Consider the following 12,373-nt stretch of genomic DNA (forward strand, 5'->3'; position numbering starts at 1 on the left):
GAGCAACGTGATGCCGTGCTGCCTGAATGGCTGCATTACTACAACTGGCACCGACCCCACATGGGGATCGGCAGCCAACCGCCTATTTCCAGAATCCCGCTGAACAACGTGGTGGGTTTACACAGTTAGTCGACTGCTCTTCGTTCCGGCGGCGCAAAACCCCGCGCTGCGCGCGATAGTCGACTAACAGTCGACTCTACCCCCTCCTCCACTGCTGGGAGGTGACCTTGCCGTTACGGCACTGCCGCCGTCACCACGATCTCGACCTTCCAGTCGGCGTGGGCCAGCTTGGCCTCGACCGTGGCGCGCGCCGGGGTCGCACCTTCCACCACCCACTCATCCCATGCCTTGTTCATGCCATCGAAATCGGCCATGTCGGCCAGGAACACTTCGGCGCGCAGCACGTGCTGGCGATCACTGGCCACCAGCGCCAGCAGCTTGTCGATCTCGGCCAGCACCTGCCGGGTCTGCCCGGTGATGTCCTGGCTGGTGTCTTCCGGAATCTGGCCGGAAAGGTAGGCGACCTTGTTGTACACGGTCATTTCGGACATGCGCGGTCCGACGTCGTAACGCTCCATCATGGGCGTGGCTCCTGCGGGTGATCAGGCCTGCATTGTCCTCCAAACCGGTCAACGATGGGTGCAGGGCAGCCTTCCACACACGGTCACTACCGGCTTCCGACAGCGACGCTGGTCAAATGCCAGCGACAGGCGCACGATGCGCCACGGCTGCATTGACACCGCCCTCGCCCTCCCTGACGCACCCTTGCGCCGATGACCGAAACCACCGACCCCGCCACCGCTCCCTCCACCCCGGCATGGAAGCGGGTCCTCACCATCGTCATCCCGCTGCTGATCCTTGCGCTGGCGCTGCACGGCCTGGCCAACGAGTTCGATGAGAACGGCTACCGCGCCATCCGCCATGCCTTCCACCAGCTCAGTGGCACGCAGATCGCGCTTACTGTCGTGCTGGGCCTGGCCAGCTATGCCTGCCTGATCGGCTTTGATGCCATCGGCCTGCGCCGCAGCGGCATCCGCGTGCATCCGGCGCGCATCGGCATCACCGCGTTCCTGGCACACACGCTGGGCCAGACCGTGGGCTTTGCCGCGCTCACCGGCGGTGCGGTGCGCCTGCGCGGCTACCGTACCGCCGGCCTCGACCTGGCGCAGATCGGCCAGGTCGTGCTGATGAGCACGCTCGGCTTCGTGTTCGGTGCGTGGCTGCTGATCAGCGTGGCGCTGTGCATGGAACCGGCGGCAGCGGCGCTTGCCCTGCCGCTGGACCCGGATGCGGTCCGCGTGGTCGGCATCGTCGCGCTGCTGGCCTATGCGGCCACCCTGCTGCTGGTCGGCCGCGATGGACGCCAGTTCAGCGTGTTCGGCCATGCGCTGTGGCTGCCCGACCGGCGCACGATGATCGGGGTGACCGTGCTCAGCGTGATCGAGCTGGTGCTGGCCAGTGCCGCGTTCTATGTGCTGCTTCCGGACTCGACGCCGACCGGCCTGCCCGGCTTCGTCGGCCTGTACCTGGTCGCGGTGCTGGCCGGCCTGGTTTCGACCGTGCCCGCCGGCCTCGGCGTGTTCGAATGGAGCCTGCTGAAGCTGCTGCCACAGGTGGCACCGGCTGCAGTGCTGGCCGCGGCGTTGATCTACCGCGTCACCTACTACGTGCTGCCCCTGCTGCTGGCCACCCTGCTCGCGCTTGCACCCGCGCTGCGCCAGCCGCTGCAGGCCAGTGCCGGGGCAACCCGTGCCGGCTGGAACGCGCTGCGCCCATGGTTGCCGCAGATCATCGCGCTGGCGGTGTTCAGCATCGGTGCTGCGCTGGTCATCGACGGCACGTTGCCCACGCCGCGCCGTCACCTGGTCAACGCATCACTGCCGATCCTGGAAACGTCCCATCTGATCGGGAGTCTCAGCGGCGTCGCCCTGCTGCTGATCGGCCAAGGCCTGGCCCGGCGCAGCCATGCCGCATGGATGCTGGCGATGGCCGTGTGCGTGATCACCCCGTTGCCACTGTGGCTGCGCGGTGGCCAACCGTTGATCGCGGTCTCCGCCCTGCTGGTGGCGATGGCGCTGTGGGCCGCACGCCGCGAGTTCTACCGCCAGGGCGCACTGCTCGATGAAGCATGGTCGTGGCCATGGCTGCGCAACCTCGGCCTGGTACTGGTGGCGGTCACCTGGCTGTTGTTCTTCACCTACAGCCATGTCGAGTACCAGAACGAACTGTGGTGGCAGTTTGCGATATCCGGCAACGCACCGCGTGCGCTGCGTGCGCTGCTGGTGGTGGCGATCGCGCTGGTGATGTTCGGCCTGGCGCGGCTGCTGCACAGTACGCGCAGCCCGCTGCCAGCCGCCGACGAGGCTACGCTGCAATCATTGGCGCCGGTACTGGCCGGTGCCACCGATACCCAGGCCTGCCTGGTACTGACCGCCGACAAGGCAGTGCTGCGCGATGATGCGAAACAGGGCTTCGTGATGATGCAGCGCTACGGCGGTTCGCTGATCGCGATGGGCGATCCGGTCGGCCCGCCTGATGTGGCGCGCGCGCTGATATGGCGCTTCCGCGAGGAAGCTGACCGGCTCGGCCTGCGCCCGGTGTTCTACCAGGTGGGCGAGACCTACTGGCAGACCTATCTCGACCTGGGCCTGGGCCTGGTCAAGCTGGGCGAGGAAGCGATCGTGCCCTTGCACGACTTCGGCCTGGAAGGCCGCGAACGCGCCGATCTGCGCCAGGCCTGGAACCGTGGCAAGCGCGGGGGCCTTTCGTTCCGCGTGGCACCGGTGGAAGAGATTCCCAGCCTGCTTCCCCGCCTGCACGCGATCTCCAACGCGTGGCTGGAAGACAAGGCCGGCGACGAGAAGGGTTTCTCGCTGGGCAGCTACGATCCGGATTACCTGGCGCGCTTCCCGGTGGCACTGGTCGAAGCCGAGGGCCAGATCGTGGCATTCGCCAACCTGTGGCAGGCACCGGCCGGTGCCGAGCTGTCGGTGGACCTCATGCGCCATGTCAACGAGGCACCGAAGGGCACGATGGACTTCCTGTTCATCGAGCTGTTCCTGTGGGGCCGCGCTCAGGGCTATGCGCGCTTCTCGCTGGGCATGGCGCCGCTGTCCGGGCTGGCCCAGCATCGCCTTGCTGGTCGCTGGAACCGACTGGCCGGCCTGCTCGCGCGGCATGGCGAACGCTTCTATGGCTTCAGTGGCCTGCGCCGCTTCAAGTCGAAGTTCGACCCGCAGTGGCGACCGCGCTATCTGGCAGCACCCGGCGGCATGCATCTGCCGGCCGCGTTGCTGGATGCCACGCGCCTGATCTCTCTGGACCCGCGGCGTAACTGAAGCCCTGAGCCGCCGGGCATGGCCCGGCGCTGCAAACCACCCGGTAGGTGTCGACCTTGGTCGACACGGCGGCGACAGCGTTCGGGCGTGGCCCGGCGCTACGCCCCGCCCTTGAGGATCACTTCGGCCAATCGGTCGTAATCACCATTGAAGTGATGGTCGCCCGGAAGCTTCACCTTCTGCACGCCGTCGTTGGCCGGCAGGCCGGGGCACAGCGCGTCGTCATCCTTGTCGCCATACACGCAGAGGGTCTTGGCCGCCGGCAGCTTCGCCACTTCCGGCGCGATCGGCAGACCATCGCCGCCACCACCCAGCCAGTTGCTGACGTGGAATTCAAAGTCGGCCTTCCTGCCTACCGACAACAGCACGATACGATCCAGCGCTGCGCGGGTATCGGCATCGAGCTGGTTGATGGTGGCCGGCAGCACGTCGGCACCCTGCGAGAAACCGATCAGCATCACCTTGTCGCGATGCCACTGCTGGCGGTAGTGATCGATGATCTTCTGCAGGTCAGTGGCAAATCCCTTCGGCGTGCGTTCGCTCCAGAAGTAGCGCAGTGAGTCGATGCCGACCACGGCCACGCCATGCTCGTTGAGCGACGATGCCACGTCCTTGTCCAGGCCGGCCCAGCCGCCATCGCCGGAAACGAACACGGCCAGCGTGTCGCCATTACCGGCAGCGGGTACTTCCACTATCGGCAGGCCCTTCAGCGCGGCTGGTGGCGGTGCCAGGCTGACGCCGGCCTGCGCGCCGATCACCCGCGCCGCCGCCACCAGGCCGGGTGAAGCATCGCCGCGCGCGGTGCGCTTGAACTCGCGTGCCATCGCCACCTGCTGCACGAAGCGGCTGGCCTCGCCAACCTTGCAGCCATGGTCGCCGGCGGCGCTCAGCCACGGGGAATTCAACTCGGCAGGCTGCAGCTTGTTGTGCTTCACACCATCGCCGCAGACCATGCGCTCGTGGCTGTGATCCGGGCAGAAGCCGGTGGTCAGCAGGCCGGCGAATACCTGGGTATCGGCCTGTGCGGCCAGCGTGTAGGCCATCTCGGCGCCTTCACCATCACCACCGACCAGCGGCAGGTGGTAGCCAGGCAGGTGCAGGGAGGCCTGCAACCAGCGCGAGAAGTTCTCGACGTCGCCGGAACCGAACGAACAGGTCGGATTCCCCTCGCGCTTGAGCACGCTGCGCAGATGCGCGATGTCCACGGCAGCGACCATCGCGCCATCGGCACGCAGGGCCTCGATCGGAAGGCGGCTGGTATCACCACCGGCGGTGGATTCATGGAACCAGATCACCACACGCTGCGGCGTGCCAGCCGGCATGTGCACCGGAATCTGCTCGAACCGCCCGTGGCTGAACTGCTGCACGTTGGCCGCCGCCATTGCCGGCAGCGCTGCCAACGCCAGAACCACACCCATTGCCCTGCCCAGCCCTGCACGCTTCATGTCGCATCCCCGATGGAATGCGCACACGATACGCCGCCGCCGCGTGCACGGCACGTACCGGCGCAGGCCGTTGGGGATTCAGTGGGCTGCGGCCCGACGGCTGCGCCGGTACAGGGCCATCGCCAGATACAGCAGCCAGCCAACGATCACCGCGATCACCACTTTCTGTCCCAGCCCACGCGGTGGTCCACCACGCCACAGCACATGCAGCCACAGCAGCACGAAGGCCAGCCATGCCCAGCCCCAGAGCAGGCCCGCGGCAGACTGCCAACCCGGTTCGCGGCGCAGATACCAGGCCTGCAGCAGCATGCCGACGCTGGCACACAGGAACGCGGTGTTGGCTGCCAGTCCATGGATGAACGGTGCCAGCAGCGGGGTCGCTTCAGGCAGCCAGCTGTCACCGATGGCGACCGTCGCCAGCCCCAGTGCAGAGACAGTGAACAACAGCGGCGCCGCCGCACTGCGGCGCGGCCCGATGCTGCCGCGATACAGCGCAATGCCAAGCGCCGCAATGGCCAGCGCCAGCAGGCAGTAGGCAGCGCGCAATGCCAGGCCCCACGGCCCGTGCAGGTACAGGCTCAAGGTTGCCCGCACCCAGTCCAGATCACTGCGCGCGACCTGGGTCCACAGCGCGGTACCCACGAACAGCAGCAGCGCCACCAGTGCCAGCACCGCCGCCGGACGCGCACGGCTCATGGCGTTGCCTCCGGATGCCGTGCCTTCCATTCGGCCAGCGCCTTGCGATAGCGCTGCAGCTCATCGGCATACAGATCCAGCACGCACAACGGACAGCCGCTGCCACAGCACTCGTTGGGACCGGGCTCTTCGGGGGGCAGCGGGCGGGGGTCGGGATCAGGGACGGACACAGTGGGAAGCGACAATCGGTGAGAGCAGGCCCAAGTGTACCGGTCCAGCTCAGCGGGCCAGCTGTCGACGCAGGTTTTCCCGAGCCGCCGCATCCAGGCGCTGGTGGAAGAAGTCACTGAGGAAGATGCGCGGCGCCCGCAGCAGCCCCTGCAGGAAACGGCGACGCCCGGCGCGGTACAGGAAGCCCGGCACGACCCCTTTGTACTCTTCGGCCACGCCACGATCGTAGGCGGCGAACACCGGCTCGGGCGCGGCCAGGATCGCCATGTCGCAGTCCAGGAACAGCGCGGCCTCGGCATCAACGTCGTCCGGGCCCAGATCGCCATGGCGGGCTGTCAGCAGGATCAACTGCTCGACCCGCGCGGCGTCGACGCCGGCCAGTTCCGGGGCCCGTGCGATTGCCTGCAGGGCCAGCGCCGCCGAACGCCCTTCGTTGTCTTTGCGGCCCGCCACATAGATCGCGTCGTGGTAGAGCACGGCCAGGTACACCTCGGCGGGCCTCTGCCAGCCCGGGCCGTCAGCCACGTCCTGGCAGTGCTGCAGCACCGCGCGTACGTGTCCGAAGTGGTGGTAGGCGCGGGGCGGCGTTGCGTAGCTGTCCTGCAGCGCCTGCCACTGCGCAGGAGCCAGCGTCAGCGGAGAGAAATCCATACCCGGATCATCCCGCCTGCGCAGCCCCGCGGCAAGCTGATGGTTTTTTCACCACATACTCACAACGCTTGCCCGGTGAGGCCTGGACGCGGTTGTCCACAGCTTTGTCGAGCGCTGGTCCACATCGGTTGTGGATGAAACGCCGTACCGGCCACGCGCCGACCAACGGTCACTGCAGCGCGGCGCCGCCGGGTCTACACTCGCTGCAGGCGGGAGCGCCCGCCGCTGCCGGGAACTGTCATGTACCGCCCTGCCGCCCGCATCTTCGTCGTGGTCCTGGCCGCTTTGATGGCCGCGCCGCTCTGCGCACAGGACCACCCGCGCACCGATGCACTCCCGCCCATCGGAAGCGTCCCCCCGGTGGAGGTCCCCTCACCGGAACAGGTCTTCGCGATTCCTCCCGCAATGCGCGCGATGCTGCAGGCGCAGGTGATCGACCGCAGTTCATCGCGCGAGCAGCGGCTGCAGGCACTGGTGGAAATGATCTTCGGCCGCCAGGGGCTGGACCTGCAGTACGACGCGAACGCGACCTATACCGTGGACGAAGTCTGGCAGCAGCGCCGCGCCAACTGCCTCGCCTTCACGCTGATGTTCGTGGCACTGGCGCGCGAGGCTGGCATCCAGGCCCGCGTCCAGGAAGTCGGCCAGGTCGTGTCCTGGTACCAGGACCAGGACGCCGGCGTGGTCTACAGTGTGGGCCACGTCAACGCGGGCGTGGAGATCGCGGGGCGTTACGCCACGGTCGACCTCGATCGCAACGTACTCTACGACCGCCGCGGCCCGCAGCCGGTCAGCCGCGCGCGTGCACTGGCGCATTTCTACAACAATCGAGGTGCCGAACGCATGGCCGAAGGAGACCTCGTCGGCGCCCGCGCGTTCTTCGATGCCTCGGTCGTGCAGGATCGCGCGTTCCCCTCGGTCTGGAACAACCTGGGTGTGCTCGACAACCGTGAGGGCAACACCGGTGCGGCGCGGGAGGCACTGGACCGCGCCCTGCGCCTGGACGGCCGCCAGGATGCGGCGCTGACCAATGCCAGCGCGCTGTATCGGCAGCTTGGGCTGGATGCGCAGGCCAAGGCTCTGGAGCGACGCTTGAAGTCGGTGCAGCGTGAGGACCCGTTCGCGCAGTACATGCTGGGCACGCAGGCCGAGCAGGCCGGAAAGCTGGCCGAAGCCATCCGCTATTACCGGCAGGCCGTACGCCTGTATGACACCGCGCACCAGTTCCACTTCGGGCTGGCGCGCGTGTATTTCCTGTCCGGGCAGCTTGAACGCGCCGACCGTGAACTGACCCGCGCGCAGCTTCTGGGTGGTGCACCGGAGCAGGCACGCTACCAGGCCAAGCTCGACAGCCTGGCCCGCTGGCGCGCGCAGCAGCAGGCCAGGCGCTGAGACCGATCAGGCCTTCTTGAGGAAGCAGGTCTTCAGGACCAGGCCCTTGATCTTGTCCGAGTTGCCTTCGATGTGCTCGGCATCATCTTCGACCAGGCGGATGTTGCGGATCACGGTGCCCTGCTTCAGCGGGATCGAAGACCCCTTCACCTTCAGGTCCTTGATCACGGTGACGGTGTCGCCGGCCTGCAGGGTATTGCCGTTGCTGTCACGCACGACCAGGGTCGAACCGGCACTTTCCTCGGCGGTCCATTCGAAACCGCAATCGGCGCAGATCCACAGCGCGCCATCGGCATAGGTGTTTTCCAGGGTGCACTGCGGGCAGGCGGGAACAGACGACATCGGCAAGTACCTCAAAGTGAATCAACAGCCGCCATTGTAACCGCCCGGTCCGGGGCCCCGGCTCCCTGGCAGGTGCCCGGCCGCCGCCATGACCACGGCTGGAGCAGCCGCGACGCTGGAACTTGCAGTCGGCGGCGAACTGCAGCAGAGTGCGCGGCCCCTGACCGCCCCCGGAACTCCCCATGCGCCTCGGCATCGACTTCGGTACCAGCAATTCCGCCGCCGCCATCGTGCATGAGGGGAAACTGCTGCCGATCCGTTTCGGTGACGCCGAACAGTTCCGCACCAGCGTGTACTTCCCCGGCGTGGTGCCCGACCCGGACGACTTCCAGCTCGACGACGGCCAGGAACACCAGCTGCAGCAGATGATCAATAGCGCCGCGCGTGCAGCCCGTGCCGCCGGCCAGGAACGCACCCCGCAGGCGCTGCGCCGTGAAGCCCTGCGCGCCCTGCGCCGTGAATGGATGGAGGCCCGCGCCGGCAAGGAACGCAGCGCCAGCGACCTGCTGCAGAACGCGGTCTACGGCGACGACGCGCTGGAAGCCTATTTCGAGGAACACGAAGGCAACCTGGTGCAGAGCCCGAAGTCGATGCTGGGCTACAACCTGCACCCACGCGCGAAGCAGACCATCACCGGCATCGCCGCGCACATCCTCGAACACATCCGCCTGACCGCCAGCGCCCAGCTTGGCCAGCCGCTGCGTGCCGCTCTGCTCGGCCGCCCGGTGCAGTTCCGCAGCTCGATCGGCGCGGCCGGCAATGACCAGGCACTGGATATCCTGCGCGAGGCCGCCACCCAGGCCGGCTTCGACCAGATCGATTTCCTCGAAGAACCCGCCGCGGCGGCCATGCACTACCACGCCGAAAGCCGCGAGCGGCACCAGGCGGTGATCGTCGACATCGGCGGCGGTACCACCGATATCGCGCATGCCGAAGTCGGCGGCGACGACGCCCCGCGTATCCACCGCGCGTGGGGTATCGCCCGCGGGGGTACCGACATTGATCTGGCGCTGAGCCTGTCCAGCTACATGCCGCTGTTCGGCCGCGGCATCACCCGCGTGCCCGCCCACCACTATGTGGAAGCAGCCACCGTGCAGGACATGACGCGCCAGCGCGACTTCCGCCAGCACAAATACGATCACGTCGACGAGCCGTGGGGCGGGCGCCTGCAGGCCCTGCAGGACACCGGCAATACCGCCCGCCTGTACCGCGATGTCGAACGCGCCAAGATCGCCCTCAGCGCCGCCAGCGAGCACCGCAGCACGCTGGACTACATCGCCCGCGACCTGCATGCCGACAGCAGCGCCGATGGCCTGGCCGCCGCCGCCCACGGCTACCTGGAGCAGATCCGGGAACTGCTGGCCCAGGTCCGCAGCGACATCGGGGGCGACCCGGATGCGGTGTTCCTGACCGGCGGCATGTCCCGTGCCGGCTACCTGCGCCAGGCCGTGGCCGAGGCCTTCCCGGGGGCCCGCATGGTCCACGGCGAGCCCTCGCTGGGCGTGGTCCAGGGCCTGGCGTTGGCGGCAGCCTGCCAGGATTAACAAAACGTTACGCGGTCTAAGTTACTCTTGGTCGGCTAGAACCCCGCTGCACCTTCCACCGGCCACGCCGGTGTGTGTCCACGGTGCAGCCTGGCCCGCCCTGCGGGCCTAGCGGCCATGCCTTCCTGGCTCGTTCATGGTCCGCGCAGCACCTGAGCCGCCATCGAGACCCGCTTTGGGCACCCGCCAGGCCCCTGTGGCCTTACAACCTGACGCAGCACCTGCACCCATCGACTGCCGCCGTTGTGACGCGGTCTGTTGCCGGCTGCCCGTGCTGCTGCAGCCCGGCGACCACGTGCCTGGCCAGTTCCTGTCACGCGACACCCACGGCCGTGCCGTGATGGCGCGCAACGAGGAAGGCTGGTGCGCGGCGATCGATCCCTATCACCTGCGCTGCACGATCTATTCGCAGCGCCCGGCGATCTGCCGCCAGTTTTCGATGGGCGGCGATGACTGCCGCCGCGAGCGGCAGGACTACCTGCGCCAGGCCGATGCCTGGGCGCTTTCCTCCCCTTCCACCTGACAGGAGCAACCATGCCCCGCAAGGCAAAGACCCCCGCGAAGGCCAGCAACAGCATCCGCAGCGAACGCAAGGGCGCGGCCGCCAGCACCGTGGTCAGCAGCGATTCGATCGCTTCGGACCTGGCAGCGTTCCGCAAGGCCGGTGGCAAGATCGAAGTCCTCGGCACCACCTGGGCGCTGAAGAAAGCCAGCTGACCCAGTACCGACCGCGGCGGCGCTGCCGCCGCGGCCTGCCGGACCGTGCTCAGCGATCCAGGCGTACCCGCACACTGCCCGAATGCGACTGGATGCGGATGTCTCCATCGCCGCCCCCCAGACGCGTATCGAGATGGCTGCCCGGCCCGTAGCGCGGCCGCTCCACCTGACCGGCGTCGCTGTTGATCGAGCCGCTGAAGCTGTTCACCGACAGCTGTGCCGACACCGTGCGTGGCAGGCTCAGCGTGACCGAGGCACTGACCGATTCGACATTGATGCGGCCGCCGGGCGCCAACCCGGCTGCTGCCAAATCGATGCTGCCCGAAACGGTTTCCACCGCCAGTCGCTGCACGCGCCCGGCGTCGACCTGGACCCGTCCGGACACCGTCTGCGCACCGATATCACCGGACACGCCACCGCCGGCCTCGATGCGGCCACTGACGGTGTTCACATCCAGCTTCGGTGTCTGCAGGCGTGCGCTGACACTGCCACTGACCGTGTTGAGCTTGCTGTCGCCACTGCGGCCAGCCGCGCTCAGGCTGCCGCTGACCGTGTCGGCCTGCAGCCGTCGCACGTCGATACCACTGATGTCCTGGCTGGCGCTGACCGTGCTCAGCAGCAGCTCCACCGATCGCGGCACGTTCAACACCAGCGTTGCACCACCGCTGTTGCTGCGGCGCGGATATTCGATCTCCCAGCGCACACGGTTGGCGCTTTTTTCCTGGCGCAACTGCAGGCCGTCGCTGAGCGTGCCGGTGAGCTGCACGTCATTGCGGTCCCAGCCACGCACGGTCACCTTGCCGGCCACGTTGCTCAGCTCGATGCGACCGCCCGCAGCCAAGGTGTGGCGCTCGTCGATGCGGATGTCGGCCAGTGCCACGGCAGGGGTCAGCAGCAGCGCGACACAGCAGGAAATCAGGGTTCGGGTCATGGGGGTCTCCTCAGGTCGTCAAGCCGGACTCGGCGGCATAGGCCGCCTGCCGGGTCAGTTCCAGCCGCAGCGCATAGGTGCGCTTGAGCTGGCCAAGCAGGTGCGGCGCACGCGGGTCCTGCGCCAGGGCGGCACGGATCTGCGCCGCGCTTTCATCCAGTTCGTGCAGGGCCGGCTGCCATTCCGGCGCCCGTCCATCGGGCAGCGAAGCGACGGCCTGCTGATACTGCTCGGTCATCGCCGCGGCCTGCAGCTGCAGGGCGGACGGCGCCGGCGTATCCGGCTGCGCATGCCGCCACGGCGCCACCGCATACAGTGCCAAGCTGGCAGCCAGGGCAGCGCCGGCCGGCAACCACCAGCGGCGCCGCGAACGCACCGGCAGGACCACCACGTTGTCCGTTGGCGCGGGCGCTGCCTGCGATTCACGCGGCGGCAGCCGGGCGGACAGGCGTGCCCAGCCATCGGCGGGTACATCGCGCTCGTTCGGCAGCGCGCGCAGCCGGGCCAGCAGGTCGTGATCGGAATCGTGTTCGTGTGTACTCATGTCATGTCTCCCAGCCGTGCGCGCAACAGGCCGCGCGCACGATGCAGCTGTGCCTTGGAACTGCCGACAGCCATCTGCAGCTGCTCGGCGATTTCCTGGTGTTTCCAGCCTTCGATATCGTGCAGCACCAGTACCGCACGCGCCCGTGGTGGCAGTGTCGACAATGCGCGCTCCAGGTCACGCTCGGTACCCGCGCAACGGTCATGCACCGCCAGTTCCAGCAGGCCGCCATCGACATCCTCCAGACTGTCGTGATCCTGCCCTGCGGCGCGACCACGCAGTTCCATCAGTGCGGCGTTGACCCCCAGCCGATGCAGCCAGGTGGACAGGCTGCTCTCGAAACGGAACCCTGGCAGGGCTTTCCAGGCCTGCAGGAAGGCCTCCTGCAGCGCATCCTCGGCACGTGCCTGCTGGCCGCCACACAACCGCCACAGGACAGCGAATACACGCGGCGCGTGACGCCGGTACAGCAGTTCGTAGGCAGCGGTGTCGCCGGCGGCCGCCGCCCGTACCAGAGCGGGTTCGTCGACGGCGTCGTTGGCGGCGGGCGGCGCGGGCATGGTGGTGTCGAGCATATCGCTTGGATGCGGCGACCCGGGAAA

The 12,373-nt window shown here is 67.8% G+C and carries 15 protein-coding genes; 6 read left to right on the forward strand and 9 right to left on the reverse strand.

The features are described 5' to 3' along the window. Positions 1-129: integrase core domain-containing protein (locus AC5P68_RS00005; RefSeq protein WP_197631242.1), on the forward strand; the 129-nt coding region annotated here is incomplete at its 5' end. 104 nt (positions 130-233) lie between these two features. Here AC5P68_RS00005 and AC5P68_RS00010 read toward each other — a convergent pair. After that, positions 234-581 carry a RidA family protein gene (locus AC5P68_RS00010; protein WP_005410556.1) on the reverse strand — a complete coding sequence of 116 codons (348 nt, stop codon included), beginning with the start codon at positions 579-581 and terminating at the stop codon, positions 234-236. A gap of 192 nt (positions 582-773) precedes the next feature. Between AC5P68_RS00010 and mprF the strand changes: the two genes are divergently transcribed. Next, the gene (gene mprF / locus AC5P68_RS00015) at positions 774-3,338 is read left to right on the forward strand and encodes a bifunctional lysylphosphatidylglycerol flippase/synthetase MprF (protein WP_005414230.1); all 2,565 of its coding nucleotides are present in this window, start codon (positions 774-776) and stop codon (positions 3,336-3,338) included. Between the two features lie 98 nt (positions 3,339-3,436). On the opposite strand, the gene AC5P68_RS00020 is transcribed toward mprF, so the two are convergent. The 4 genes from AC5P68_RS00020 to AC5P68_RS00035 all read right to left on the reverse strand — a co-directional run bounded on the left by AC5P68_RS00020 (position 3,437) and on the right by AC5P68_RS00035 (position 6,301). Next, positions 3,437-4,783, reverse strand: a complete 1,347-nt coding sequence (locus AC5P68_RS00020; RefSeq protein WP_033834319.1) for a virulence factor family protein — start codon at positions 4,781-4,783, stop codon at positions 3,437-3,439. A gap of 78 nt (positions 4,784-4,861) precedes the next feature. Further along, positions 4,862-5,479, reverse strand: a complete 618-nt coding sequence (locus AC5P68_RS00025) for a DUF998 domain-containing protein (protein ID WP_033834321.1) — start codon at positions 5,477-5,479, stop codon at positions 4,862-4,864. After that, on the reverse strand, positions 5,476-5,649 hold the full coding sequence (locus AC5P68_RS00030; RefSeq protein WP_049402330.1) for an oxidoreductase-like domain-containing protein: 174 nt from the start codon (positions 5,647-5,649) through the stop codon (positions 5,476-5,478). The genes AC5P68_RS00025 and AC5P68_RS00030 overlap by 4 nt, the downstream gene beginning before the upstream one ends. 49 nt (positions 5,650-5,698) lie before the next feature. Beyond that, entirely contained in the window at positions 5,699-6,301 is a 603-nt protein-coding gene (locus AC5P68_RS00035; RefSeq protein WP_049430886.1) for an HD domain-containing protein, read from the reverse strand. 240 nt (positions 6,302-6,541) lie between these two features. Here AC5P68_RS00035 and AC5P68_RS00040 point away from each other — a divergent pair, with 240 nt between their 5' ends. Continuing rightward, entirely contained in the window at positions 6,542-7,693 is a 1,152-nt protein-coding gene (locus AC5P68_RS00040; protein WP_033834326.1) for a transglutaminase-like domain-containing protein, read from the forward strand. 6 nt (positions 7,694-7,699) lie between these two features. On the opposite strand, the gene AC5P68_RS00045 is transcribed toward AC5P68_RS00040, so the two are convergent. Next, complete coding sequence (locus AC5P68_RS00045) at positions 7,700-8,035, reverse strand: zinc ribbon domain-containing protein YjdM (protein ID WP_005414225.1); 336 nt, start codon at positions 8,033-8,035, stop codon at positions 7,700-7,702. Positions 8,036-8,217: 182 nt separating this feature from the next. Here AC5P68_RS00045 and AC5P68_RS00050 point away from each other — a divergent pair, with 182 nt between their 5' ends. From AC5P68_RS00050 to AC5P68_RS00060, 3 genes are all read left to right on the forward strand, one after another. Further along, on the forward strand, positions 8,218-9,579 hold the full coding sequence (locus AC5P68_RS00050) for an Hsp70 family protein (RefSeq protein WP_231522934.1): 1,362 nt from the start codon (positions 8,218-8,220) through the stop codon (positions 9,577-9,579). A gap of 229 nt (positions 9,580-9,808) precedes the next feature. Next, positions 9,809-10,102: a YkgJ family cysteine cluster protein gene (locus AC5P68_RS00055; protein WP_053462562.1), complete on the forward strand. Its 294-nt coding sequence runs from the start codon at positions 9,809-9,811 to the stop codon at positions 10,100-10,102. A gap of 11 nt (positions 10,103-10,113) precedes the next feature. Next, complete coding sequence (locus AC5P68_RS00060) at positions 10,114-10,296, forward strand: hypothetical protein (protein ID WP_005410566.1); 183 nt, start codon at positions 10,114-10,116, stop codon at positions 10,294-10,296. 49 nt (positions 10,297-10,345) lie between these two features. Here the strand turns inward: AC5P68_RS00060 and AC5P68_RS00065 are convergent, their stop codons facing one another. From AC5P68_RS00065 to AC5P68_RS00075, 3 genes are read right to left on the reverse strand one after another with little or no spacing between them, the layout of a single operon-like run. Then, positions 10,346-11,227 carry a DUF4097 family beta strand repeat-containing protein gene (locus AC5P68_RS00065; protein ID WP_033834330.1) on the reverse strand — a complete coding sequence of 294 codons (882 nt, stop codon included), beginning with the start codon at positions 11,225-11,227 and terminating at the stop codon, positions 10,346-10,348. Between the two features lie 10 nt (positions 11,228-11,237). Beyond that, entirely contained in the window at positions 11,238-11,771 is a 534-nt protein-coding gene (locus AC5P68_RS00070) for a hypothetical protein (RefSeq protein ID WP_005410568.1), read from the reverse strand. Beyond that, entirely contained in the window at positions 11,768-12,346 is a 579-nt protein-coding gene (locus AC5P68_RS00075) for an RNA polymerase sigma factor (RefSeq protein WP_033834331.1), read from the reverse strand. Before AC5P68_RS00075 ends, AC5P68_RS00070 begins: the two co-directional genes overlap by 4 nt. Positions 12,347-12,373: the final 27 nt, after the last annotated feature.

This window comes from Stenotrophomonas sp. YJH_SMC_58 (assembly GCF_059369635.1).

Coding starts and splice junctions, on each gene's coding strand:
- AC5P68_RS00010 (WP_005410556.1), bottom strand. CDS start 581: ATGATGGAGCGTTACGACGTCGGACCGCGCATGTCCGAAATGACCGTG.
- mprF (WP_005414230.1), top strand. CDS start 774: ATGACCGAAACCACCGACCCCGCCACCGCTCCCTCCACCCCGGCATGG.
- AC5P68_RS00020 (WP_033834319.1), bottom strand. CDS start 4,783: ATGAAGCGTGCAGGGCTGGGCAGGGCAATGGGTGTGGTTCTGGCGTTG.
- AC5P68_RS00025 (WP_033834321.1), bottom strand. CDS start 5,479: ATGAGCCGTGCGCGTCCGGCGGCGGTGCTGGCACTGGTGGCGCTGCTG.
- AC5P68_RS00035 (WP_049430886.1), bottom strand. CDS start 6,301: ATGGATTTCTCTCCGCTGACGCTGGCTCCTGCGCAGTGGCAGGCGCTG.
- AC5P68_RS00040 (WP_033834326.1), top strand. CDS start 6,542: ATGTACCGCCCTGCCGCCCGCATCTTCGTCGTGGTCCTGGCCGCTTTG.
- AC5P68_RS00045 (WP_005414225.1), bottom strand. CDS start 8,035: ATGTCGTCTGTTCCCGCCTGCCCGCAGTGCACCCTGGAAAACACCTAT.
- AC5P68_RS00050 (WP_231522934.1), top strand. CDS start 8,218: ATGCGCCTCGGCATCGACTTCGGTACCAGCAATTCCGCCGCCGCCATC.
- AC5P68_RS00060 (WP_005410566.1), top strand. CDS start 10,114: ATGCCCCGCAAGGCAAAGACCCCCGCGAAGGCCAGCAACAGCATCCGC.
- AC5P68_RS00065 (WP_033834330.1), bottom strand. CDS start 11,227: ATGACCCGAACCCTGATTTCCTGCTGTGTCGCGCTGCTGCTGACCCCT.
- AC5P68_RS00070 (WP_005410568.1), bottom strand. CDS start 11,771: ATGAGTACACACGAACACGATTCCGATCACGACCTGCTGGCCCGGCTG.
- AC5P68_RS00075 (WP_033834331.1), bottom strand. CDS start 12,346: ATGCTCGACACCACCATGCCCGCGCCGCCCGCCGCCAACGACGCCGTC.